We start from the raw sequence: 23,402 nt of genomic DNA, 5'->3' as shown, positions 1-23,402 counted from the left end.
TCGGAAACATGAGGTGCCCGCGACACACGGGACAGCCGGGGATTGTATGGCATTGCGCGCGCGGCCCCGGTTCGGCCTTCATGCGAGGCGTCGGAACAGGTTTCCGGGTAGACGCTCGGCAAGCCCGGCCAGTTCCAGTTCCAGCAGGCGTGCCGCGGCGGCATCCGGGCGCTGGCCGCTGCGCTCGCACAGCGCATCCAGCGTAACCGGATCGTAGCCCAGGGCGGCCAGCAGCGGGTCGGCGCAGTCGGCAGATTCAGATTGATCCGAAGCCGGTGGCGCAGCCAGGGCCGGCGCCGCCGGCTGCCCACGAGCCGGGGCCGCCGGCCCCAGGTTGATCTCTTCCAGCACGTCCTGGGTGCGCTCCACCAGCTTGGCGCCCTGGCGGATCAGCAGGTGGCAGCCCTGTGACAGCGGCGCGTGGATCGACCCAGGCACCGCGAACACCTCGCGCCCGAGTTCCGCGGCCAGCCGCGCAGTGATCAGCGAGCCCGAGCGCGCCGCGGCTTCCACCACCAGCACCCCGTGCGCCAGCGCCGCGATGATGCGGTTGCGGCGCGGGAAGTTGGCCGGCAGGCCCTGCATGCCGAGCGGAAATTCGGTGACGACGGCGCCGCGCTCGGCGACCTCGCGGGCCAGCGCCAGGTTGTCGGGCGGATAGACCCGATCGGCTCCGGTACCCGTGACCGCGACGGTGCCGCCGCAGCCGAGCAGCCCGCCGGCATGCGCCGCGGCGTCGATGCCCAGCGCCAGGCCCGAGACCACCGTCAGGCCCGACTCGGACAGCTCGCGCCCGAACGCCTGCGCATCGCACTTGCCCTGCCCGGTGGCATTGCGCGCGCCGACGATGGCCACCGCGGGACGGGCCAGCAGCGCGGGATCGCCTCTGATATATAGCAGCGGCGGCGGATCGTGCAGGTCGAACAGGCGGCGAGGGTAGGCGTCGTCGGCCAGCGTGAGCAGGTGGTTGCCGGGCGTACGCAGCCACGCCAGCGTGCGATCGGCCAGCGCCGCCAGGCCGGCACCGGGCCTGGCCAGTACCGCGCGGGCCAGCTTGGCCGGGACGATGGCGGACAGCGCCGTCACGCTCTGCGCCAGCACTTGCTGCGGCAGCCCGAACGCCGTCAGCAGCAGGCGCACCGCGACCGGGCCGACCCCGGGGGCACAGGCCAGCTGCAGCCATGCCTTCAGGTCATCGGCATCGCGGATGACGGCTTGCCCGCCGGCACCGGCATGGCAGGAAGGTGCGGCGCAGACGGGCGCCGCCGGAGATGTCGCCAAGGCCGGCTCAGCGCGGCGAGGCGGCGCGGTCGCCGACCGCGATCACGTTGGATGCGTCGGTGACCAGCGCATACGAGACGCCGGGAAACACGCGGAAGACGAAGGCCAGTCCGTAGCGCTCGTCGGGCAGGCGGATGGGGCGGTTGCCGTCGGTCTTGTCGGTCACGGTTTCGCCGGCGCGCGACAGGGCCAGCACGTGGCCCGGTTCCACGCCCGCCTGGCTGCCAAGGTTGAGCACCACCACCTGCCTGGCGCCACCGAACTCCACCCCGCCATAGACCTTGGCGACGCGTCCGTCGAGCTGCGCATCGGACGCATGCGGCACGTAGCGCAGGGCTTCACGCGCTGGCTGCGGCATCAGCAGCGTGCCAACGCCCATCTCTTGCCGGGCCTGCGTGACCTGCATGGTCGAGACCGCGTCCGGGCCCTGCGCGCCGCGCGCCAGGCGCACGTTGCCTTCATATTCGGCCTCGTAGCCAAGCACGGCCTGTGTCACGGGATCGCGCACCGGGGTGAGCGGGCGGTAGGCCTGCCAGTCGCTGCCCGGCGGCGCGTCCGCGGGAATGCCGCGCGCATAGCCGGTGTCGTCGCGGCCCAGGATGACGCGCGATTCCGACACCGCCACGATGCGCGCCGAGGTATCGAGCGTGTCCTGGTCAACCACCAGCGGGCGGATCAGGAAGGGCTCGATATCGGCGGCCGGGATGCTCAGGATGGCGGCGCCGTCGGCGGCGCCGCTGCGCATCTGCGGCGACAGGCGCACGGTGTCGCTGCCACCCGGCGCGGTCGACAGCCAGGCACGCCCGTCGCGCTGGATCAGGTACAGGATCTGGCCCGGGTAGATCAGGTGCGGATTGCGGATCTGCTGCCGGTTCATGCCCCACAGCTCGGGCCAGCGCCACGGCTGGCGCAGGAAGCGGCCGGAAATGCCCCATAGCGTGTCGCCGGCACGCACCGAATATTGCGAGGGTGCATTCGGGGCGAGGTCGGCCACGGGAATGCCCTGCCGGGCGGTGCGCTGGGCCTCGGCCTGCTGGGCGGCCGTGACCGTCAGGTCCGCCGCCGCGGCCGGCAGCGCGGCCGCGGCGGTGAAGGCCGCGGCACTCAGGCATGGATAGGCAAATCTGGGGATGAACGCGTGCAGCCTGCGGCCCGACGCCGCCTGGTGTTCTTTGGTAAGATCGCGCATTTTCCTGACCGGCCGGAGGTTCGGCCGGATTGACCCGGGAGAGCGTGCCTGTTGCGGCGCGCCTTGAATTTTTGTACTTGCGCCCCGATTCTGCATGTAAACATCCGTCGCCGCAACGCGGCCCGGTTGCCGGCAGCAGCCGGCGTTGCGCCCCAGCATCATGGCAAAACTCGACATCCTGACCTACCCCGATCCCCGCCTGCACACCGTTGCCAAACCCGTGGCCGCGGTGGACGACCGCATCCGCCAGCTGGTCAAGGACATGGCGGAAACCATGTACGAAGCGCCCGGCATCGGCCTGGCCGCGACCCAGGTCAACGTGCACGAGCAGGTGGTGGTGATCGACGTCTCGGAAACGCGCGACCAGCTCCAGGTCTTCATCAACCCGGAGATCGTCTGGGCCAGCGACAACCGCAAGGTGTGGGAAGAGGGCTGCCTGTCGGTGCCCGAGGTCTATGACCGGGTCGAGCGCCCCGACCGCGTGCGCGTGCGCGCGCTCAACGAGAAGGGCGAGAGCTTCGAACTCGAGGCCGACGACCTGCTGGCGGTCTGCATCCAGCATGAGATCGATCATCTGCGCGGCAAGGTCTTCGTCGAATACCTGTCGCCGCTCAAGCTCAACCGCATCAAGAGCAAGCTGCAGAAGCGCGAACGCGCCCGCATGTAAGCCGCAGCCGCGGCAATAAAGATGTAACAGCCCGCCGGATTCCGGCCACCCGCGTGCGGCATCGGCGCGGGGTCTGTTATCTTTATGACTTCCGAAGAACCACGATACCGGCCGCTATAGCGGCCGGTGCCATTTCAGGCCACGGAACCTGCCATGTCCCAAGCCAGCCCCTTGCGTGTCGCCTTTGCCGGCACGCCCGAGTTTGCGCGCGTCGCGCTGGAAGCCATCCACGCCGCCGGATTTCCGGTGGTCGCCGTGCTGACCCAGCCCGATCGGCCCGCCGGCCGCGGCATGCAGCTGCAGGCCAGCCCGGTAAAGCAGTTCGCCGTCGCCAATGGCCTGGCGCCGGTGCTGCAGCCGCGTTCGCTGCGCCGCCAGGGCAAGTATCCGGAAGAAGCCGCCGCGGCCATCGACACCCTTGCCGGCATCGCGCCGGATGTCATGGTGGTGGCGGCCTACGGCCTGATCCTGCCGGCCGAGGTGCTGGCGCTGCCGCGGCTGGGCTGCCTGAATATCCACGGCTCGCTGCTGCCGCGCTGGCGCGGCGCGGCGCCCATCCACCGCGCCATCGAGGCGGGCGACGCCGAGACCGGCATCACGCTGATGCAGATGGACGAGGGCCTGGACACCGGCGACATGCTCACGCGCGAGGCGGTGCCGATCGGCGCGGACGACACCACCGGCACGCTGCACGACACCCTGGCCGCGCTCGGCGCGCGCATGATCGTCGACGCGCTGCGGCAACTGGATACCGGCCGGCCGCTGCCGGCCACGCCGCAACCGGAGCAAGGCGTCACCTACGCCGAGAAGATCGCCAAGGACGAAGCGCCGCTGGACCTGCGCCGCCCGGCCGCCGAGCTGGCCAACCAGGTGCGCGCCTTCAATCCATTTCCGGGCGCCACCGTGCAGGTGGGCGACACCGTGATCAAGTGCTGGCAGGCCGTGCCGCTGGCGGCGGCCAGCAGCCTGCCGCATCCGCCCGGCACGGTGCTGGCCGCCGATGCCGCCGGCATCCTGATCGCCTGCGGCGAGGGCAGCGCGCTGCAGGTTACCGAGCTGCAGAAGCCGGGCGGCCGTCGCCAGCCGGCGCAGCAGTTCCTGCAAGCCTTGCCGCTGCCGCCGGGCACGCGCTGCGTGGTGCCCGGGAACGGAGGCGCGGCGGCTTGAGCAGGCCCTTTGCCGCACATGACGCTTGAAGTGCCGCGCACAGCGCCCCGTGCGCGCGCCCGGCGCAACATGGGGCACGCCGTGGAACGGCCGTTGAATTTTCCGCGATCGGCCCCTATCTAACGGGCATCGCGCCCGCTTTTCTGCCTGAGGCGCGTCACCGGAAGCGATTACACGGAGTCACCGCAATGTTCAACTGGGTCAAGACCTTCATGCTGATGGCGGCCATCACGGCGCTGTTCATCGTCATCGGCGGCATGATCGGCGGGCGCAGCGGCATGATGTTCGCGCTGCTGATCGCGCTGGGCATGAACTTCTTCTCCTACTGGTTCTCGGACAAGATGGTCCTGCGCATGTACAACGCGCAGGAAGTCGATGCCGGCAGCGCGCCGCAGTTCTACGGCATGGTGCAGGACCTGGCGCAGCGCGCCGGCCTGCCGATGCCGCGCGTCTACCTGATCAATGAAGACGCGCCCAACGCCTTTGCCACCGGCCGCAACCCGGAGCATGCCGCGGTGGCGGCCACCACCGGCATCCTGCGGGTGCTGTCCGAGCGCGAGCTGCGCGGCGTGATGGCGCATGAGCTGGCCCACGTGCGCCACCGCGACATCCTGACCTCGACCATTGCCGCGACCATGGCCGGCGCGATCTCGGCACTGGCCAATATGGCGATGTTCTTCGGAGGCCGCGATGAAAACGGCAACCGCACCAACCCGATCGCCAGCATTGCCGTGGCCATCCTGGCGCCGCTGGCGGCCTCGCTGATCCAGATGGCGATCTCGCGCGCGCGCGAATTCGAAGCCGACCGCGGCGGCGCCGAGATCTGCGGCGACCCGCAGGCGCTGGCCAGCGCGCTCGACAAGATCCACCGCTACGCGCAGGGCATTCCGTTCCAGGCGGCCGAGGAACATCCGGCCACGGCGCAGATGATGATCATGAATCCGCTGTCCGGCGGCGGCATCGCCAACCTGTTCTCGACCCACCCGGCCACCGAGGAGCGCATCGCGCGCCTGATGCAGATGGCCCAGACCGGCACCTACCCGGCCTGAGCCACCGGAAATCCGGGGCGCGGCCCCGTCACAAGGTAAACTGCCCGCTGTTCCGCGTGGACCGGCGGGCTTTTTTTGGCCCGTGCCGCGCGCCTTCCCGATTCACGCCTTACCTGCTGCCTGATCCGCCGCCTGACCGATATGCGCCTGCCACCCGATTCGCTTGCCTTCCAGATGCTTGGTGCCGCCACCGCGGTGCGCGCCGTCAGCGAAGGCACCGCCTTGCCCCAGGCGATCGAGGACGCCGCCGCGCAACTGAAGCTGGACCGCGTGCGCGATGCCGCCACCCGCGGCGCGCTGCAGGACATCGCCTACCGCACCATGCGCCAGTTCGGCACCGCGCGTGCGCTGGTGACGAAGCTGGTAACGCGGCCGCCCGGTGCACAGGTCGATTCGCTGCTGGCGGTGGCGCTGGCGCTGTTGCTGGAACATGGGCCCGGTCCGCGCGACCGCCACGACGGCGCCGACGCGGCGCGCCACGAGGCCGACGCCGGCCGTCCGGGCTACAGCACCTTCACGGTGGTCGACCAGGCCGTGAGCGCGGCCGCCTCCGAACCCAAGACCGCGCACGCACGCGGACTGGTCAACGCGGTGCTGCGTCGGTTCCTGCGCGAGCGCAAGGCGCTGCTGGCCGAGGTCAACCGCGACGAGCAGGCGCGCTGGAACCTGCCGCCGTGGTGGCTGCGCCTGCTGCGCGAGGCCTACCCCGACCAGTGGATGGCGCTGGCCGCCAGCGCCAACGTGCGGCCGCCGATGACGGTACGCGTCAACACCGCGCGCGTGTCCGTGCCGCAATACCGCACCGACCTGGCCAACGCCGGCCTGGCGGGGCACGTGGTCGGTCCGCAGGCCGTACGCCTGGTGCGCGCGGTGCCGGTGAACCAGCTGCCGGGCTTTGCCGAAGGCGTGGTGTCGGTGCAGGATGCCGGCGCGCAACTCGCCGCGCCGCTGCTCGAAGTGGCCGACGGCATGCGCGTGCTCGATGCCTGCGCGGCGCCCGGCGGCAAGACCGGGCATCTGCTGGAGCTGGCCGATATCGAAGTGACCGCGGTCGAGAGCGACCCGCAGCGCGCCACCCGCATCGGCGAGAACCTGGCGCGCCTGGGCAAGTCGGCAAAGATCGTGGTCGGCGATGCCAGCCGGCCCGCCGACTGGTGGGACGGGCAACCCTTCGACCGCATCCTCGCCGACGTGCCGTGCTCGGCCTCGGGCATCGTGCGGCGCCATCCGGACATCCGCTGGCTGCGCCGCGAAACCGATATCGCCAGGCTCATCACCGAGCAGCGCCGCATCGTCTCGCAGCTGTGGCCCCTGCTCAAGCCGGGCGGCATCCTGGTCTATGTCACCTGTTCTATTTTTCCAACGGAGGGCGAGGAGCAGGCGCGCTGGTTTGGTGAGCAACTGGCAGATGCGATACGATTGCAGGCGCCGGGACAGCTGCTGCCCGGCACCCATGCAACGCTTGCCGCGGGCGCGGACGGTGACAAGGCCACCCTTGACAGCAGCACCGACGGTACCAGCCTGCCATCCGATCACGATGGCTTCTTCTACGCCCGCTTCCAGAAACGCGCCTGATCTGATCCGATGCCGAGCACGCCGCGCCTGTCAGGCTTTCGCGTTGAAGACCTCCGCGCCGACACCGGCGCGGATTCCGTGCCCGGCCGGCGCACCCCGCTGGCGCGCTGGGCACTGGCGCTGCTTCTGGCGCTGGCCGCCGCGCTGTGGCTGCCCCGCGCAGCGCAGGCGCAGGTCATCGAGGCCACCGAGGCCCGCGTCGAATACCAGGACGGCGGCTTCGAGCTTGCCGCGAGCTTCGACTTCGACCTGCCGCCCGCACTCGAGGACGCGCTGCACAAGGGCATCTCGCTGTATTTCGCGGTCGACTTCCAGCTGTCGCGCTCGCGCTGGTACTGGTTCGACGACAAGCCGGTCAACACCACCCGCAGCGTGCGCTTGTCGTACCAGCCGCTGACGCGCCAGTACCGCATCTCCACCGGCGGCCTGCAGCTGCCGTTCACACGCCTGAAGAGCGCGCTGCAGTTTATCCAGCGCGTGCGCGGCTGGCGCGTGTTCGAGCGCAGCGCGGTCAAGCCCGGCGAGACCTACAACGCCGAGGTGCGCATGCGGCTTGACCTGTCGCAGTTGCCCAAGCCGTTCCAGATCAACGCCGTCAACACACGCGACTGGAACCTGGCGTCCGACTGGCGGCGCTTCACCTATACCGTGCCGACCGACCTGAACGCGCCGCCCGCGCCCGCGCCGCAGCCGCCGGCACCGCCACCGGCATTGCCTGCGTTGCCGGCCTCGCCGACCGTGCCCATGCCCGCACCGGCTCCGGCATCGGCGCCTGCGGCGGCCAACGAGCGCGGCCTGATGGAAGGACGCGGCCTGTATCTGCAGACCGCGTCGTTCGCGCTGTCGCCGGCGACGCTGGCGCAGCCCGCGCCGAGCCAGCCATGAGCAACCCGTTGTGGGACAGCCGGTTCCGGCGCGTGCTGTACCGCGTCGTGGCCGGCATCATCGTCTTCCTGGCCCTGGTGCTGGTGGGCCTGCTGGCGGGCGCATCGGCCAATACCGAATTCTTCGATCGCTATTTCACGCTGCTGTTCAAGGTGAACCTGGTGATCGGCGCGCTGCTGGTGCTGACCGTCGGCGCGCTCGCGGTCACGCTGTGGCTGCGCTATCGCCGCGGCAAGTTCGGCACGCGGCTGATGAGCAAGCTCGCGGTGTTCTTCGGCGTGGTGGGCGTGCTGCCCGGCGTGCTGATCTACCTGGTATCGCTGCAGTTTGTCTCGCGCAGCATCGAGTCCTGGTTCGACGTGCGCGTGGAAACCGCGCTCGAGGCCGGACTGAACCTGGGGCGCTCCACCATCGACAGCGCGCTGGCCGACCTGCAAGGCAAGGCGCGGCTGATGTCCGAGCAGCTGGCCGGCGCTTCCGGCGTGGCCACCTCGCTGCAGCTGAACCGGCTGCGCGAGCAGTACGGCGTGCAGGAAGCCGCGATCTTCACCGGCAGCGGGCGCGTGCTGGCATCCGCTTCCAGCAACTATGCCTCGCTGGTGCCGGACCTGCCTTCGGGCGTGCTGGCGGAACAGGCGCGGCTGGCGGGCGGCTATGCCGCGGTCGAGGGTGGCACCGATCCGTCCAGCGACGTGGCCCAGGCGTCCGAGCGCGTCGACAGCAGCCACCTGTATCGCCTGCGCGTCATCATTCCGCTGGGCGCTGCACCCGGACCGGCACAGGATACGGTCAGCGCCGCCAGTGCCCCGCGTGCGCTGTCCCGGCCGTCGCGCTGGGCCGGCTCGGGCCTGTCGGTGGAACGCAGCCCGGAAGATTCTCCATCGAGCGGCTTCGGCCTGGTCGGCGAGACCGTGCGCGAAGAGCGCTACCTGCAGGTGCTGCACCCGGTGCCGGCCGTCCTGGCGCGCAATGCCGACGAGGTCCAGCGCGCGTACCAGGAATACCAGGAGAAGGCGCTGGGCCGCACCGGCCTGCGCAAGATGTATATCGGCACGCTGACGCTGACGCTGTTCCTGGCGGTGTTCATCGCGGTGATGCTGGCGCTGCTGCTCGGCGGGCAGCTGGCGCGGCCGCTGCTGATGCTGCTGCAGGGGACCAAGGAAGTGGCCGAGGGCGACCTGTCGCCCAAGCGCGAGCTCAAAAGCCGCGATGAACTGGGCATGCTGACGCAGCAGTTCAACCAGATGACGCGCCAGCTGGCCGAGGCGCGGCTGGCGGTGGAAGAAAACCGCGCCGCGCTGGAGCAATCGAAGGCCTACCTCGAGAGCGTGCTGCAGAACCTCACGGCGGGCGTGCTGGTGTTCGACCGCCGCTTCGTGCTGATCACCGCCAACCCGGGCGCCGAGCGCATTTTCCGCCAGCCGTTCGGCGCGGTGATGGGCCTGCCGATGGAGCAGATTCCCGGCATGGGGCCGTTCGCCGAGATCGTGCGCCAGGCCTTCTCGGACCAGAACACCAGCGAGGTGCTGGGCGGCGCCGAGCACTGGCAGAAGCAGATCGAACTGCCGCAGGGCGAGGAGCAGCCGCTGACGCTGCTGGTGCGCGGCGCACGCCTGCCCGGCGGCGAGCGTGACGAGCCCGGCTATGTGATCGTCTTCGACGATATCTCCGATGTGATTTCCGCTCAACGCTCGGTGGCGTGGGGCGAGGTGGCACGGCGCCTGGCGCACGAGATCAAGAATCCGCTCACGCCGATCCAGCTCTCGGCCGAGCGCCTGCAGATGAAGCTCTCGCCCAAGCTCGAGGGCACCGATGCCGACGTGCTCAAGCGCGGCGCCGCCACCATCGTCAACCAGGTGGCCGCGATGAAGCGCATGGTCGATGATTTCCGCGACTACGCGCGCACGCCGCCCGCGGTGCTGCAATCGCTGCAACTGAACAGCCTGGTGGCCGAGGTGCTGCACCTGTATGGCATCGACGATCCGGCGGTGCACGAGCACCCGGTGATCCATCCGACGCTGGGCAGTGCGCTGCCCGAGATCAAGGGCGACCCCACGCAACTGCGCCAGGTCATCCACAACCTGCTGCAGAACGCGCAGGACGCTGCCGCGGAGAACGTCGCGGCCGGTAGGGCGGCGCCCCATATCACTCTGCACACCGAGACTGTAGAATACAAAGATTCTGCCGGCGAGAACCGGCAGGCCGTCAAGCTCACCATTGCGGACAATGGTCCCGGTTTTGCACCACGCATCCTGAGCCGTGCGTTCGAGCCTTATGTGACCACCAAAGCCAAGGGCACCGGTCTCGGGCTCGCGATGGTAAAGAAGATCATTGACGAACACGGCGCGCGCATCGAACTGCGCAATCGCATGGAAGGTGCCGAGATCGTCGGTGCGCAGATCTCGATCCTGTTCGTTAAACTGGCATAGTCAACATTGGCGTCCGGTCCCGGAACGCTGCGGTGGGGTTAAGAGGGGAAGTATGGCAACCATCCTCGTAGTCGATGACGAAATGGGAATCCGGGAGCTGCTCTCGGAGATCCTCAGCGACGAAGGCCATGTGGTCGAACTCGCGGAAAACGCGCAACAGGCGCGCGATTACCGTGCGGCGGGCACGCCCGATCTCGTGCTGCTCGATATCTGGATGCCCGATACCGATGGCGTGACGCTGCTCAAGGAGTGGTCCGCGCAGGGACAGCTGACCATGCCCGTCATCATGATGTCGGGCCACGCCACCATCGACACCGCGGTCGAGGCCACCAAGATCGGCGCGCTCAATTTCCTGGAAAAGCCGATCGCGCTGCAGAAGCTGCTGTCCGCGGTGGAGCAGGGCCTGGCCCGTGGCATCGAACGCCCGCGCAGCAGCGCCACGGCCGCCGCCGCACCCGCCACCGCGCCAACGGCGGAACCCGGCACCGCCGCCCCCACGCCCGAGGCCACTGCCGAAGCCGCACCCAACGGCAGCCCGGCGCGCGTGCCCGAAGCCGAGATGCAGTTCTCGTTCGACATGCCGCTGCGCGAAGCGCGCGACCTGTTCGAGCGCGCCTATTTCGAATACCACCTGCTGCGCGAACACGGCAGCATGACGCGCGTGGCCGAGAAGACCGGACTGGAGCGTACCCACCTGTATCGCAAGCTCAAGCAGCTTGGCGTGGAACTGGGCCGCAACAAGCCGGAGCCGGCCGAGCACTGAAGCAGTGGCCTACATGACGCTTGACTGGCACTGAAAGTCCAGTTATAGTTTCGCTTCTTTGGCCCGGTAGCTCAGTCGGTAGAGCAGAGGATTGAAAATCCTTGTGTCGGCGGTTCGATTCCGTCCCAGGCCACCAGAACAGGAAAAGCCCGGCTCTTGCAGCCGGGCTTTTTGCATTGGGCGGCCAGTCAGGGTGGCTGCCGTGCCGCGCGCGCTGGCGCCGACGCGACGCAACACCCAATCCAGAAGTAAAAATCTTCTACTTGGCAGCCGATCCATGTCTCTCTAGGATGCCCTGACGCACCGCCACCAGGCGGGGCGGGCCAGGCCGGCCAAGCCGCATTGCAAGGCGCAGCCATAACGCGGATACCCCGGCCCCGGGCCCATACTTTCTTACCGGGGGGTTGGATGGACACACTGATCGGGACGGACAAGCACTGGCCGCCGCAGACCGCGGCCGGCGAGCGTGGCTTGTGGAAGAGCACCATGGCGGCGGCTAGCCAGGCGCTGGGGGCGGCGGGGCGGATGCAGCAGGCGGTGTCGCAGACGCTGAAGCTGCAGAACAAGATCCGCGCGCTGCGCGACGAGCTGCATCAGATGGAAGCCGAGCGCGATGTCTACCGCGAACTGCACGCGCGCACGGTGGAAGAGCTGCACCAGGCCATCGACCGCAGCCCGGCGGAGATCAAGCGGCTGCGCGCCGAAACCGAGGCCATGCAGGTACGCCATCGCGCCTACAAGCTGCTGGTGCAGCACTACATCCGAACGGGAACGCCGATCGATCCCGCTGCGTTCGCAGAACAGCGCAGCCGGGTGCAGCAGCACATCCTGTTCCAGCGCCGCAAGGGCATCCCGGTGGCGAATATCGTGGTCGAGGATATTGCCTTCCTGTTGCGTTGAATGGCGCTGAACGGCGCGATTCGAAACCCGGCGTCAGCACACAACATCGTCAGCGCGCATTGACGCACCGGGGCCGCGGCGGAACACTGTCGCGACCGCGCGCGCAGCCGCTGCGCCGCGGCGTTGCCCTGCGTTGAGGGCAACGACCTGCCACCGTTCGAGGCGTCGTCTCAGGCGACGTTGTCCACCTTGTTGCTGCGCGCCGTCCCCATCGTTTCCGCCACCGGCTCCGACACACACCCACGTTCCGGCCCTGGTCCCGCTCCTGTTTCGCGCCGCTGCGCCGGCGCAGCGCAGCGATGAGTACGCTGGCGCGCCGCCTGGTGGCGGAAGGACTCGGCACCGCGCTGCTGGTGGCAATCGTGGTCGGCTCCGGCATTCGTGCCGAGCGCCTCGCCGCCGGCGATACCGCGCTCGCGCTGCTGGCGAACTCGCTGGCAACGGGCGCGGGGCTGGTGGCCTTGCTGGTGTCGCTGGGGCCGGTCTCGGGCGGGCATTTCAACCCGGTGGTGAGCCTGTCGGCCCTGGTGCAGGGTGCGCTGGCGCCGCGCGATGCGCTGCGCTATGTGCTGGTGCAGCTGACTGGCGGCGTCTGCGGCGTGCTCGCGGCGCATGCCATGTTCGGCGAGCCGGCATTGGGGTGGTCGGCGCAGAGCCGCACCGGCGCGTCGATGTGGTGGAGCGAGTTCGTGGCCACCTTCGGCCTGGTCGGCGTGGGCATCGGCACGCTGCGCAGCCGCCCGCAGCTGGTGCCGTTCGTGGTGGCCGGGTATATCACCGCGGGCTACTGGTTCACGTCGTCGACCTCGTTCGCCAATCCCGCGCTGACGCTTGCCTGCGCGCTGACCGATACCTTCACCGGGATCCGGCCGCAGGACGTGCCGGGCTTCGTGCTGGCACAGATCGGCGGCGGGCTGGCCGCCACGCTGCTGTTCCACTGGCTGTTTCGCAAACCCGCCGAGGTGAAACCGGCGCCGGTCAGCACCCTGAGCGGCGCGACCATCAGCGGAACCACCAGCGCCACTACCAGCGCCGATTGAGCTGCACGCCGAAGATCGAGCCGCTCGGCTGCGACGCCCACGCGTCGGCCGGCGCGGTGTAGCCGATGCCGTCCACGTCGCTGGCGCGGCTGTAGGTGTAGAAGGCACGCAGGTTGGCATTGCCGGCCGACTTGCCCAGCGTGAACGTGGGCGCCACCGTCAGCGCGGTGCGCTGGCCGCTGACACCGAAGCCGGACGAGATCTGGTCGTGCGACACCTCGAAGTTCAGCCGGAACTGGCTGCTGGCAACGTACGCCGGACGCAGGCGCGTGGTGGTCCACTGCAGCGTGCCGACCGGCGAACGGTCGAACTGCAGGCTTTGCTCCACCGCGCCGCTAAGGCCCCAGCGGCTCTTCCATTCGATCGAGTCGGCCACGCGCGTGCGCGACAGCGACGGGCCCATGCCGGTATAGCCGGTCATGGCGTTGCGCGATCCCGCGCCGAACTGCACTCCCAGCCGGTTGGTGCCGAACAGCACGCCCTTCTGTTCGTGCAGCGCCGACGCCCACCACGCCCCACCGGAATCCTCCACCAGTGGCTGCGCTTCCACCCGTGTGAAGCCCAGCTGGACCGAACCCTGTTCATTGGTGGGGATCGGCGCGGTGCGCAGCGAGTGGTAGCTGGGCAGGTTCTGGCCGTTCTGGTCGGCGCGCGCGGTGTACTGGTAGTTCAGGCCGATATCGCCGACCAGCCTGGCGTTGTCCACGCCAAAGCGCATCGCCGTGGAGTTGGGCGGCAGCAGTCCGGATGACATCAGGAACGGCGCGTTGTCGCGCCGGCCGGCCCACATGGTGGCGCCATCCAGCACCGCCAGCCCGCTGACCGCCGTGTAGAACTGCGGCACCAGCGCATAGGGATCGATCGCCGCCGGGCGGCCATTGACGGTGGTGGCATCCGTGCCGCGTGCCTGCGCGATCAGCATCACCTGGGCGCCACCGTCGAGGTCCAGCACCGACTCGCGGATCCTGACCTCTCCCGCGCTGCGGCAGGCCAGCCCGCTGCCGATGCCGGTGGACAGCGCCCCACCCGGGCAGGCGCGCATGGTGGACGAGCGATCCTCGACCGCGGCGCGGCCGCTGTAGCTGAGGCGCCACACGGAATCGACCGCCGGATCGTCCGCGGGCAGCTGGGAATGCAGTACCGGCGGTGCGTCCGACGGGGTGCCGGCCTCCGCGCCGGTGCCCTGGGCCGGGGCGGCAGGCGCCTCCGCCTGGAACTCGCCAAGCTTGTGGGGGAACAGCACCAGCGGCGGCGGCGGCGGGGGGGCCGGCGGTTCGGGCGGCCCGACGAAGTCAGGATCGACCGGCGGCACAGCCGCGGCGACGCTGGATTGCGCAGGGGCGGGTACGGTGACACTCGCCGCCGGCGCCGCATCGCCGGCGATCAGCGCGGCAAGCGGGTCTTCGGTCGCGGCCGGCGCTGGCGTCCCAGGGGCCGCCGTATCGGCGGCCCCTGCCACTGCCTGGGGGGTTGGCGCCGCCGCGCCAGCGGTGACCGTTGCGGGAACCGCAGGACGCGCCGCGATGCGCGGCGGCTGCAAGGCCGTGGCAGGCGCGGCAGCAGCGGACGCCGAGTCGCCGGTCTGCGCGCAAGCCGCCAGACCCCATGCGGCCAGCACGGCAAAGCCGAGGCGGCGCAGCGGCACGCCGCGGCCCGCGCAAGCGCTGGGGCCGGGCGGCATCAGGGGAAGTCGACGAGAGCAGGCAGGCAATGGGTACGGCAACGGGTACGGCGGTTCAGCGGGCAACGACGATATCCGGCAGCGGGGCTCCGGAGGCGGGACTGTTTTTTATCAGCCGAGACCATTTGACCGCAAGCCGGGTTACAAAATCCATCACACCGTGCGACGTCTCACATTGCGAAAAACCGCGGAAATGGCGCAATCGACTAGCGAAAACCCGCACTTGCGCGGGGCCCCGTGCCGAAAGGGCCACCGCTATAATCGGCTGGCTTGTCTTTCGGGTAAGACAGCCCTCGGCCGTGTGCGCGGATCCAGCGCCGGGCATGCGGGGCACGCCGCCGTGCCCGTTCGCCACAGGCACAGCGCTGCGCAGGCCGCCGTACCCCGGCGGCCGGTGCGTCACGGTCCGGCGCGCGGCTCATGCAAGCCGTGCGCCCGCATCCGAATCAATATCTATAAGAGGAGAAGTGGAGATGGAACGTCGTTCCTTTCTGTTGAAAGCGTCGGCCGTGGCTGCCACCGGGGCACTGGCCGCGTGCGGCAAGGGTGAAGAAAAGGCAGCGCCTGCCGCCGCCAGCGGCCCGGCCGCGCCGGCCGTCGTGGGCAGCAACCCCGCCGTGGAATGGCGCCTGGCCTCGAGCTTCCCCAAGTCGCTCGACACCATCTACGGCGGTGCCGAGCTGCTGTCGGCCCGCGTCAAGGAACTGACCGACGGCAAGTTCAACATCAAGGTCTTTGCCGCCGGTGAAATCGTGCCGGGCCTGCAGGTGCTGGACGCGGTGCAGAACAACACCGTGCAGATCGGCCACACCGCTGGCTACTACTATTTCGGCAAGAACCCGACGCTGTGCTTTGACACCACCATCCCGTTCGGCCTGACCGCACGCCAGCAGAACGCCTGGATGATGCAGGGCAACGGCATGAAGCTGATGCGCGAGTTCTTCAAGGAATACAACGTCGTCAACTTCCTGGGCGGCAACACCAATGCACAGATGGGCGGCTGGTTCCGCAAGGAAATCAAGACTGTGGCCGACCTGCAGGGCCTGAAGTACCGCATCGCCGGCTTTGCCGGCGTGGTGCTGTCGCGCCTGGGCGTAGTGCCGCAGCAGATCGCCGGCGGCGACATCTACCCGGCGCTGGAAAAGGGCACCATCGATGCGGCCGAGTGGGTCGGCCCGTACGATGACGAGAAGCTGGGCTTCTACAAGGTGGCGCCGTACTACTACTATCCGGGCTGGTGGGAAGGCAGCGCGCAGCTGTCGTTCTACGCCTCGGCCAGCGAGTTCGAGAAGCTGCCCGCGCTGTACAAGCGCGCGCTGGAAACCGCCACCATCGAGGCGCACACCAACATGATGGCCAAGTACGACACGGTCAACCCGCAGGCGCTGGCACGGCTGCTGGAAAACGGCGTCAAGCTGCGTCCGTTCTCCAAGGAGATCATGGAGGCCTGCTTCAAGGCCACCCAGGAGTCCTACGCCGACGAAACCGCGAAGAACCCGTCGTTCAAGAAGATCTACGACGACTGGCGCGTGTTCCGCAACAACCAGGCGGCCTGGTTCAACGTGGCCGAGCAGGGCTTCGCCCAGTTCAGCTTCGCACGCAAGCTGTAAGCCGCCTGGCGTCCGGGCAACCGGCCCGCCGCCGCAAACCCCATGTTCCTGCGGGAGCATGGGGTTTTTTGTTGATGGCGCACGCTGGTGGCACGTGCCGGCGGGGATGGCGCGGCCCCGGTAGAATCGCCGGCATCGCTCGGAAAACCTTATGCAACTCGGCATTCTCTACGCGCTGCTGGCCTACATCATCTGGGGGCTGCTTCCGCTCTACATCAAGTCGCTCCCCGGCATCGCGCCGGTGGAGATCCTGCTGCACCGGATGGTGTGGTCGCTGGTCTTCCTGGGATTGATCCTGGCCTGGCGCCGCCAGTGGGCGTGGCTGGGCCAGGTGGCCAGGGACCGGCGCCTGTTGCTGTCGTTTGCCGCCAGCGCGGCGCTGCTGTGCGCCAACTGGTTCCTCTATATCTGGGCGGTATCGGCCAACCGCGTGGTCGACGCCAGCCTGGGTTATTTCATCAACCCGCTGTTCAGCGTGCTGCTGGGCGTGGTGTTCCTGCATGAGCGCCTGCGCCGGATGCAGTGGCTGGCGATCGCGGTGGCGGCGGCCGGCGTGGCCTGGCTGACGGTGGCCGCGGGGCAGCTGCCGTGGATTGCGCTGGGCCTGGCCGCCAGCTTTGGCGGTTACGGGCTGTTGCGCAAGACCGGTGCGCTGGGCGCGCTGGAAGGGCTGTCGCTGGAAACGCTGCTGCTGTTCCCGCTGGCTGCCGCGGCGCTGGCCTGGCTGTTCGCCACCGGCCAGGACAGCTTTACCCACGCAGCGCCGGGTACGCAGTGGCTGCTATTGCTGGCCGGGCCGGTGACGGCGGTGCCACTGCTGTTCTTTGCCGCCGGCGCACGGCGCATTCCGCTGTCGCTGCTGGGCCTGCTGCAATACACCGGCCCGACGCTGCAGCTGCTGCTGGGCGTATGGCTGTGGAACGAGCCGTTCCCGGCGCAGAAGCAGGTGGGCTATGCGCTGATCTGGCTGTCTCTGGCCTTGTATGCGGCCGAAGGGTTGTGGATGAATGCGCGGCAGAAGCCCGCCGCCATCCAATCGATCAATGAGACGACATGAAAGTCGCTATCCGCCATTCGTCCCACGGATAATTCGCAGCTAGCCGCTCCCCATCCCGGCCGCCATGTCTGCCCCGCCTGACGCCATTGCCGCGGTCCAGCGCAAGATCATCCATTGCGACTGCGACTGCTTCTACGCTTCGGTCGAAATGCGCGACGACCCGTCGCTGCGCGGCCGGCCGATGGCCGTGGGCGGCGCGCCCGACCGGCGCGGGGTGATTGCCACCTGCAACTACGAGGCGCGCGCCTACGGCGTGCGCTCGGCGATGGCCTCGGCGCAGGCGCTCAAGCGCTGCCCGGAGCTGCTGATCGTGCGGCCCGCCATGGACAAGTACCGCGAGGTCTCGCGCCGCATCTTCGCGATCTACCGCGAATACACCGCGCTGGTCGAGCCGCTGTCACTGGATGAGGCCTACCTGGACGTCAGCCTGTGCACGCACCATGCCGGCAGCGCCACCCGCATCGCCGAAGAAATCCGCCAGCGCGTGCGCGACGAGGTCGGGGTGACGGTGTCGGCCGGTGTCGGGCCCAGCAAGTTCGTCGCCAAGATCGCCAGCGACTGGAACAAGCCCGACGGCCTGTTCGTGGTCCGGCCGGCGGCGGTCGATGCCTTTGTCGCCGCGCTGCCGGTGGAGCGCATCCATGGCGTGGGCAGGGTCACCGCGGCCAAGCTGCGCCGGCTGGGGGCCGAGACTTGCGGCGACCTCCGACCGTGGTCGCCGGACCGCCTGCATCGCGAGTTCGGCGTGTTCGGGGCGCGGCTGTACAAACTGTGCCGCGGCGTCGACGAGCGCGCGGTCACGCCGGAGCGCGAACGCAAGTCGATCAGCGTGGAAGAGACCTATGCCGACGACCTGCCCGACCTGCAGGCCTGCCTGGCCGAGCTGGAACCGCTGATCGCCATGCTGGAGGTGCGCATTGCGCGCGCCCAGGCGCACGACACCATCGACAAGCTCACGGTCAAGCTGCGTTTCTCGGACTTCCGGCAGACCACGGTGGAATGCCGCGGCCATGCCCCGGACCGCACCGTCTATGCCCGGCTGCTGGCCGAGGGCCACGCGCGGCGGGGCCTGCCGGTGCGGCTGCTGGGGGTGGGCGTAGGCACCAGCGACCGGAACAGCGCGCAGCTGGAACTGTTCGACTGAGCCGGCAGATTATTTGTGCGACTTATCATTCGCGGCCCATCTGGACAATAAGCGATAAATCGCATCGATGGAACGACCTATTGCAGGTCGTTACGCATCACCAGCAGCCACGGCATGTGCGAGTTGGTGACACCGTCGAGCCTGCCGGAATCGCCCAGTTCGATCTCTTCCATCGATACCGATTGCTGGACGTTGCCGCCGATGGCCCGCACCACGCGCGCGGCCGGATCCACGGCGACCACGATGTCGCAATGCATCGGCGTGGTGCCGAAACCGATCTCGGCGATGTCCTCGAGATAACGGTCGCGCCCGCGGCCGGCGCAGATGATGTCGCCGGGGCGGGGCATCGCCGGCACGGGCTCGATGCGGAACGCAGGGTGGGGGAGGATGCCGTCGCGGGCGTCGACCACGTACATCGAGTGCGACTGGCCGGTCAGGAACTGGCGCTCGTCCAGGCCTGCCTTGCGCAAGACCCATGACACAAAGACCGCCGACCAGGCCCAGGCGCCTTGCGTGACCTGCCTGCAGCTCGGCGCTTCGCCGACGATGCCCCAGTAGCGGCGCGCCAGCGTGCAGCCCAGCGGCGTGGCCTCCATGCCGGTGCCGTCCGGGAAAGAAAGGCAGCTTGCCGCCGGCGGCGGATTGCCGTTGGTCTTGGATTCGGTATCGGTGGTGGCCACGGCGGGCGCTGCCGCGTCGGCACTCGATGCCAGGGGAAGCTCGGGGGGCAGCTCCGGCGCCGGGCTGTAGGTCACACAAGACGTGTCGTCGCGGCCCAGCCGCACCACCTGGCCACCCCAGCGGGCCCATTCCTGCGTGGCGATCTCGATGATCCGCTCGCGCGGCGTGGCGCCCGGGCGCGTCACTGGCCGCTCGGTGTCCGGCAGTGCCCGCGCCTGCGGCCTGGCCGGTCCGACGACCGTGGTGCAGGCGCTCAGCAGTGCCAGCAGCGCGGCCGCGCAGGCGGCACGCAGCGGCGCGCGCGCCTGTGGAGAACGCTGTGGAATCGGCTGTGGAAAGCGTTGTGCATAACGCTGTGGAGATCTGCGGCGCTGCGGACGGGCAAACATGTTGGCCCCACATGGCACGGCGCCCGGCATGGCCAGTTCTGGCCAAGGCTGGACGCCTGTTGGAAGACTTGGCGCGCGATCGCCCAGACGCGGAGCGGGCGATGCGGCGGTTACTGCAGGATATTCAGATCACGACTGTGGATAACGTCCCCCGCCGGACGCGCGCCTGCGCCCTCGGGCACCGGGGCGGCGGCATGGCGGGGTCAGGATGCCGGGCTCTGCAGTGCAGCCCGTCAGGATCACTGGTTGACAGCGTCCTTGAACTTCTGGCCAGCCTTGAACTTCACGGTCTTGGCGGCCTCGACCTTGATTTCTTCACCGGTACGCGGGTTGCGCGCCATGCGCTCGCCACGCTCGCCCTTGCTGAACGTGCCAAAGCCGATGAGGCTCAGCGTGTCACCCTTGGCCACTGCATCCATGATGGCCGACAGGGTCACGTTCAGTGCCTGCTCGGCCTTGGCCTTGGTCAGACCGTCCACCCCGGCTGCGATAGCGTCGATCAGTTCGGTTTTCGTCATGCTTCACTCCGTATCGAGTTGATAAAACACAGGCGTCGGCATGCCGGGCGGCCAGGCTGGCACCGCTCCGGCAAAGACGCCGCGGGCCACATGATACCGTGTCGGACAAGGCGCACCGGGAACAGATTGTTACCTGGCAGTTTCTGCGAGGCCGCGCCAGCACGGGGCTGGAGGCAAATCGGGGTGGTCGGGCGAGGGTTCGCCATTGGGGAGATCGCGGCGTAAACGGCAAATTGCCGTACGCCAGGCGAGCGGGCTTCCGCGATCGGTGTGGCACGGTATACCCACATGCCAGACGCCTCCAGAAGGCCTCTGGCAGCCTTCTGATCCGCTTCGGGGGGCGGAGCACACCCTGCGCTCCTGGGCGGTCTGGAAGCGCTGTACGGGCTGCAGCGCCGTTGATGCACTATGGTGCATGTTCCTGCCCGCGCTACCGCAAGCATCCGCCAGCGTTATTCGGCACATGCATGCCCCCATTCCGCTGCGATCCCCGTCACCTGCCGGCGTGCGCGTATACCGCCGCGATGGCCGTCCTGGTTTCCCGTATACGCCGCCGGTATACGCATGGCCCGAACGGGCAAACAGAAAGTCTCTCGCAAACCCGCCGCTTACGCCTGCCGCCTTTCGGATGATCCCGCGGGACCGGGTCGTTCTTTCGGTTTACCTTTTTCTTTCATGTATACAAATAGTAGTAGTAGGTAAACACCCGCAGCGTCTGTGGAAAACCCCGTAAACGTCTTTGCCTTCAACGGTTTACGTAAACGAGAAGTGGTCTCGTCGAATGTTGGCCGAGGTGGATGACTCAGCCCGATGGATGAGGCGGGCGCCTGACCCCCTCCGACTTATGCCCGAAGCATCCCCATGCCAGCCCCAGGCAGCCCACATCCAATCCGCGTGCTTGTCCACAGAACGGGGCGGGGTTATCCACATGCGGGGTGGTAAACGGCTGTCCCGTATACCCGGCATGGCGGCGGGGCGGGGTGTTCGTATACGCGATTCAAGCCAGCCGTGGCAGCGCAGGGAAGGGGTGCCACGTATACGTGTCGCAGCCGCCCCGGTATCATCCCCGATCGCGCGAGGCGGCCGGCACCGGGCCACCCAGGCACAACAGGCGAAAAGCACGGAAAGGCAAATGGCGGACAAGGCAAAGCGCAAGGCAGCGGGCGAAGGCAGCAAGAAGACGGCGAGCGACCGGATCGAGGTGCGCCAGTCAGGCGTGCACGGCAAGGGCGTCTATGCCATTGCGCCGATTGCCGAGGGCGAGCGCGTGATCGAATACAAGGGCGAGCATATTTCGTGGAAGAAGGCGCTGGAGCGCCATCCGCACGATCCCAGCGATCCCAACCACACCTTCTACTTCAGCCTGGACGACGGCAGCGTCATCGACGCCAAGTACGGCGGCAACCGCGCGCGCTGGATCAACCACGCCTGCGAGCCCAACTGCGAGGCGCGCGAAAAGAAGGGCCGCGTCTTTATCCACGCGCTGCGCGACATTGCCCAGGGCGAAGAGCTGTTCTATGACTACGGCCTGGTGATCGACGCGCGCTATACCGCCAAGCTGAAGAAGGAATTCGAGTGCCGCTGCGGCAGTCCGCAATGCCGCGGCACCATGCTGGCGCCGAAGGAAAAGAAAAAGAAGGCCAAGTAAGGCGACGCGCGGCGGCCCGGTTCAGGCCACCGACCCTGCCGGCTCGCAGGGGATCCGGATCACGAAGCGCATGACCGCGCGCCGCTCGGACGTGCTGTCCGTGGCGGGCGCCTGGCTGGCCGATGCCGGTGCCGGCGGCACGTCCTCGATGCGGATGGTGCCATGGTGCAGGGTCACGATTTCATGCACGATGGCCAGCCCCAGGCCGGCCCCGCCCGCCTGGTCGGCGCGGCCGCCGCCCGGCTCGGTGGCGCGGTCGCCGCGGAAAAAGCGCTTGAACACTTCCTCGCGCCGCTGCGGCGGGATGCCGGGGCCGTTGTCTTCCACCATCACCACCGCCATGCCGCGGTGCCCGATGGCCTCGCCGCCGGCGCGCACCGTGATGCGCCCGCCCGACGGCACGTACTTCACCGCATTGTCGATCAGGTTGGACAGCGCCTCGCGCATCAGCAGCCGGTTGCCGCGCACCACGGCCGGCGCGCTGCCGGTGAAGGTAGGGCCGGGCAGGATCTCGAAGCCCAGGTCGATGCGGCGCGCCAGCGCCTGCGGCACCCACTCGGCACCGATTTCAAAGGCCAGCTCGGCCAGGTCGAAGTGCTCCACCGGTCCCAGCCGTTCCAGCGACAGCCCGGGCTCCGCCCGCGCCAGCGACAGCAGCTGGTTGGACAGGCGCACCGCGCGGTCGGCCGCGGTCTGCACCTCGCGCAGCGCATGGCGGGCCACTTCCAGCGAATCGGCGCTCTGCGCCCGGTCGGCATGCAGCTTGACCGCGGTCAGCGGCGTGCGCAGCTGGTGCGCGGCATCGGCAATGAACTTGCGCTGCGCGTCGAGCGCGTCGCGCAGCCGTGCCAGCAGGGCGTTCAGGCCGCGGATCAGCGGCGCCACTTCGGCCGGCACCTGGGTCTCGTCGAGTGCGGCCAGCGAGCGCGCGGTCTGCCGGTTGAGCTTGTCGGCCAGGATCTGCAGCGGCACCAGTTCTTCCTTGAGCACGTGCGACAGGATCAGGCTGCCCACCAGCAGCAGCAGGATCAGCGGCACCGACACCGACAGCAGGATCTCGTTGGCGGCGGTTTCGCGCCGGTCGAGCAATTCCGCCACCTCGACCACGATGGGCCCGCGCGCGGCCTTGCCGGCCTCGCTGGTGCCGAGTTCGTCCACCGCGGCGCTAGGCAGCATCACCGGCAGCCGCACCGCGCGCACCTGGCGGCCGCTGAACCAGGCGTAGAACAGGCGCGCGTCGTGCAGCGTGGTCTGGCCGGTGCCGTAGCCCAGCCAGGTGTCCATGCCGCCGATCAGCCCGTCGGGGCCGTGGATGCGCCAGTAGATGCGATCGGTGCCCTCGGCCTCGACCAGGGTCTGCGCGATCATCGGGATGTCCTGTTCCAGCCGCGGGCCGGCAATGCGGATCTGCTGGGCGATGTTGTTGGCCACCCCGTACAGCGCCCGGTCGAACACCTGCGTGGTGTAGTGCGCCGCCAGCCAGTAAGACAGCGAGCCGCTGGTCAGCACCAGTGCGAACAGTGGCGTGGCCAGCGCGCGCAGAAGGTGCACGCGCAGGCTGATGTTGGAGCCGGGGCGGGAGGCCTGGCGCGTCGCCGCGGGCGCAGGGCTGGCGCCGTCGGCATCAGCCGCGGCGGAAGATGGGTGCACGTTCCGCGTTGCCATGCGGGAGGCCGTGCGCCAGGAAACCCGGGAGGAGGTGCGGGAGCGAGGCCACATTGCCGGCTAG

19 protein-coding genes and 1 tRNA gene are annotated in these 23,402 nt (G+C 68.8%); 14 read left to right on the top strand and 6 right to left on the bottom strand.

Features of this window, described 5'->3' with window-relative positions; translation table 11 throughout:
• Positions 1-78 precede the first annotated feature (78 nt).
• Complete coding sequence (gene dprA / locus RALTA_RS15435) at positions 79-1,281, bottom strand: DNA-processing protein DprA (protein WP_012354340.1); 1,203 nt, start codon at positions 1,279-1,281, stop codon at positions 79-81.
• 7 nt (positions 1,282-1,288) lie between these two features.
• Complete coding sequence (locus RALTA_RS15430; RefSeq protein ID WP_012354339.1) at positions 1,289-2,470, bottom strand: LysM peptidoglycan-binding domain-containing protein; 1,182 nt, start codon at positions 2,468-2,470, stop codon at positions 1,289-1,291.
• A 160-nt stretch (positions 2,471-2,630) separates the two neighbouring features.
• On the opposite strand from RALTA_RS15430, the gene def reads away from it, so the two are divergent.
• From def to RALTA_RS15380, 10 genes are all read left to right on the top strand, one after another.
• Positions 2,631-3,137, top strand: a complete 507-nt coding sequence (gene def / locus RALTA_RS15425; RefSeq protein ID WP_012354338.1) for a peptide deformylase — start codon at positions 2,631-2,633, stop codon at positions 3,135-3,137.
• Positions 3,138-3,290: 153 nt separating this feature from the next.
• A complete protein-coding gene (gene fmt / locus RALTA_RS15420; protein WP_012354337.1) occupies positions 3,291-4,304 on the top strand; it encodes a methionyl-tRNA formyltransferase in 1,014 nt (337 codons plus the stop codon).
• 188 nt (positions 4,305-4,492) lie between these two features.
• Positions 4,493-5,353: a zinc metalloprotease HtpX gene (htpX, locus tag RALTA_RS15415; protein ID WP_012354336.1), complete on the top strand. Its 861-nt coding sequence runs from the start codon at positions 4,493-4,495 to the stop codon at positions 5,351-5,353.
• A gap of 141 nt (positions 5,354-5,494) precedes the next feature.
• Positions 5,495-6,928 (top strand): 16S rRNA (cytosine(967)-C(5))-methyltransferase RsmB, encoded by a 1,434-nt coding sequence (gene rsmB / locus RALTA_RS15410; protein WP_012354335.1) that lies wholly within the window; start codon positions 5,495-5,497, stop codon positions 6,926-6,928.
• Positions 6,929-6,937: 9 nt separating this feature from the next.
• Positions 6,938-7,813 (top strand): DUF4390 domain-containing protein, encoded by an 876-nt coding sequence (locus tag RALTA_RS15405; protein WP_012354334.1) that lies wholly within the window; start codon positions 6,938-6,940, stop codon positions 7,811-7,813.
• The gene (locus RALTA_RS15400; protein WP_012354333.1) at positions 7,810-10,242 is read left to right on the top strand and encodes a sensor histidine kinase; all 2,433 of its coding nucleotides are present in this window, start codon (positions 7,810-7,812) and stop codon (positions 10,240-10,242) included. The genes RALTA_RS15405 and RALTA_RS15400 overlap by 4 nt, the downstream gene beginning before the upstream one ends.
• 52 nt (positions 10,243-10,294) lie before the next feature.
• The gene (locus RALTA_RS15395) at positions 10,295-11,005 is read left to right on the top strand and encodes a response regulator (RefSeq protein ID WP_012354332.1); all 711 of its coding nucleotides are present in this window, start codon (positions 10,295-10,297) and stop codon (positions 11,003-11,005) included.
• Positions 11,006-11,065: 60 nt separating this feature from the next.
• Positions 11,066-11,141: transfer RNA gene (locus RALTA_RS15390), tRNA-Phe, on the top strand.
• Positions 11,142-11,413: 272 nt separating this feature from the next.
• Complete coding sequence (locus tag RALTA_RS15385; RefSeq protein WP_012354331.1) at positions 11,414-11,905, top strand: hypothetical protein; 492 nt, start codon at positions 11,414-11,416, stop codon at positions 11,903-11,905.
• A 299-nt stretch (positions 11,906-12,204) separates the two neighbouring features.
• Positions 12,205-12,945 carry an aquaporin gene (locus RALTA_RS15380; RefSeq protein ID WP_012354330.1) on the top strand — a complete coding sequence of 247 codons (741 nt, stop codon included), beginning with the start codon at positions 12,205-12,207 and terminating at the stop codon, positions 12,943-12,945.
• Here RALTA_RS15380 and RALTA_RS15375 read toward each other — a convergent pair.
• Positions 12,929-14,626 carry a carbohydrate porin gene (locus tag RALTA_RS15375; protein WP_012354329.1) on the bottom strand — a complete coding sequence of 566 codons (1,698 nt, stop codon included), beginning with the start codon at positions 14,624-14,626 and terminating at the stop codon, positions 12,929-12,931. The genes RALTA_RS15380 and RALTA_RS15375 overlap by 17 nt on opposite strands.
• 473 nt (positions 14,627-15,099) lie before the next feature.
• Between RALTA_RS15375 and RALTA_RS15370 the strand changes: the two genes are divergently transcribed.
• The 3 genes from RALTA_RS15370 to dinB all read left to right on the top strand — a co-directional run bounded on the left by RALTA_RS15370 (position 15,100) and on the right by dinB (position 18,437).
• Entirely contained in the window at positions 15,100-16,236 is a 1,137-nt protein-coding gene (locus RALTA_RS15370; protein WP_012354328.1) for a TRAP transporter substrate-binding protein, read from the top strand.
• Between the two features lie 151 nt (positions 16,237-16,387).
• A complete protein-coding gene (gene rarD / locus RALTA_RS15365) occupies positions 16,388-17,293 on the top strand; it encodes an EamA family transporter RarD (RefSeq protein ID WP_012354327.1) in 906 nt (301 codons plus the stop codon).
• 64 nt (positions 17,294-17,357) lie between these two features.
• On the top strand, positions 17,358-18,437 hold the full coding sequence (gene dinB / locus RALTA_RS15360) for a DNA polymerase IV (RefSeq protein ID WP_012354326.1): 1,080 nt from the start codon (positions 17,358-17,360) through the stop codon (positions 18,435-18,437).
• A 77-nt stretch (positions 18,438-18,514) separates the two neighbouring features.
• Here the strand turns inward: dinB and RALTA_RS15355 are convergent, their stop codons facing one another.
• Both RALTA_RS15355 and RALTA_RS15350 read right to left on the bottom strand, forming a co-directional pair.
• The gene (locus RALTA_RS15355) at positions 18,515-19,507 is read right to left on the bottom strand and encodes a DUF2272 domain-containing protein (protein ID WP_012354325.1); all 993 of its coding nucleotides are present in this window, start codon (positions 19,505-19,507) and stop codon (positions 18,515-18,517) included.
• Between the two features lie 239 nt (positions 19,508-19,746).
• Complete coding sequence (locus RALTA_RS15350; RefSeq protein ID WP_012354324.1) at positions 19,747-20,025, bottom strand: HU family DNA-binding protein; 279 nt, start codon at positions 20,023-20,025, stop codon at positions 19,747-19,749.
• Positions 20,026-21,157: 1,132 nt separating this feature from the next.
• Here RALTA_RS15350 and RALTA_RS15345 point away from each other — a divergent pair.
• The gene (locus RALTA_RS15345) at positions 21,158-21,673 is read left to right on the top strand and encodes an SET domain-containing protein (protein ID WP_012354323.1); all 516 of its coding nucleotides are present in this window, start codon (positions 21,158-21,160) and stop codon (positions 21,671-21,673) included.
• A 21-nt stretch (positions 21,674-21,694) separates the two neighbouring features.
• Here RALTA_RS15345 and RALTA_RS15340 read toward each other — a convergent pair whose 3' ends face one another.
• Positions 21,695-23,323 (bottom strand): sensor histidine kinase N-terminal domain-containing protein, encoded by a 1,629-nt coding sequence (locus RALTA_RS15340; RefSeq protein ID WP_407637496.1) that lies wholly within the window; start codon positions 23,321-23,323, stop codon positions 21,695-21,697.
• Positions 23,324-23,402 lie beyond the last annotated feature (79 nt).

Origin of the sequence: Cupriavidus taiwanensis LMG 19424 (assembly GCF_000069785.1) — a bacterium.
Taxonomy (GTDB): Bacteria; Pseudomonadota; Gammaproteobacteria; order Burkholderiales; family Burkholderiaceae; genus Cupriavidus; species Cupriavidus taiwanensis.
The sequence above is the reverse complement of the archived record's forward strand: the minus strand, read 5'-3'. Positions and strand labels throughout refer to the sequence as shown.

Excerpts from the sequence above, each read along its gene's own strand:
- rarD (WP_012354327.1), top strand. The coding sequence starts at position 16,388 with ATGCAACTCGGCATTCTCTACGCGCTGCTGGCCTACATCATCTGGGGG.
- RALTA_RS15395 (WP_012354332.1), top strand. The coding sequence starts at position 10,295 with ATGGCAACCATCCTCGTAGTCGATGACGAAATGGGAATCCGGGAGCTG.
- RALTA_RS15380 (WP_012354330.1), top strand. The coding sequence starts at position 12,205 with ATGAGTACGCTGGCGCGCCGCCTGGTGGCGGAAGGACTCGGCACCGCG.
- RALTA_RS15355 (WP_012354325.1), bottom strand. The coding sequence starts at position 19,507 with ATGTTTGCCCGTCCGCAGCGCCGCAGATCTCCACAGCGTTATGCACAA.
- def (WP_012354338.1), top strand. The coding sequence starts at position 2,631 with ATGGCAAAACTCGACATCCTGACCTACCCCGATCCCCGCCTGCACACC.
- RALTA_RS15400 (WP_012354333.1), top strand. The coding sequence starts at position 7,810 with ATGAGCAACCCGTTGTGGGACAGCCGGTTCCGGCGCGTGCTGTACCGC.
- RALTA_RS15370 (WP_012354328.1), top strand. The coding sequence starts at position 15,100 with ATGGAACGTCGTTCCTTTCTGTTGAAAGCGTCGGCCGTGGCTGCCACC.
- RALTA_RS15345 (WP_012354323.1), top strand. The coding sequence starts at position 21,158 with ATGGCGGACAAGGCAAAGCGCAAGGCAGCGGGCGAAGGCAGCAAGAAG.
- htpX (WP_012354336.1), top strand. The coding sequence starts at position 4,493 with ATGTTCAACTGGGTCAAGACCTTCATGCTGATGGCGGCCATCACGGCG.
- RALTA_RS15405 (WP_012354334.1), top strand. The coding sequence starts at position 6,938 with ATGCCGAGCACGCCGCGCCTGTCAGGCTTTCGCGTTGAAGACCTCCGC.
- dinB (WP_012354326.1), top strand. The coding sequence starts at position 17,358 with ATGTCTGCCCCGCCTGACGCCATTGCCGCGGTCCAGCGCAAGATCATC.
- rsmB (WP_012354335.1), top strand. The coding sequence starts at position 5,495 with ATGCGCCTGCCACCCGATTCGCTTGCCTTCCAGATGCTTGGTGCCGCC.
- RALTA_RS15375 (WP_012354329.1), bottom strand. The coding sequence starts at position 14,626 with ATGCCGCCCGGCCCCAGCGCTTGCGCGGGCCGCGGCGTGCCGCTGCGC.
- RALTA_RS15350 (WP_012354324.1), bottom strand. The coding sequence starts at position 20,025 with ATGACGAAAACCGAACTGATCGACGCTATCGCAGCCGGGGTGGACGGT.
- RALTA_RS15430 (WP_012354339.1), bottom strand. The coding sequence starts at position 2,470 with ATGCGCGATCTTACCAAAGAACACCAGGCGGCGTCGGGCCGCAGGCTG.
- RALTA_RS15385 (WP_012354331.1), top strand. The coding sequence starts at position 11,414 with ATGGACACACTGATCGGGACGGACAAGCACTGGCCGCCGCAGACCGCG.
- fmt (WP_012354337.1), top strand. The coding sequence starts at position 3,291 with ATGTCCCAAGCCAGCCCCTTGCGTGTCGCCTTTGCCGGCACGCCCGAG.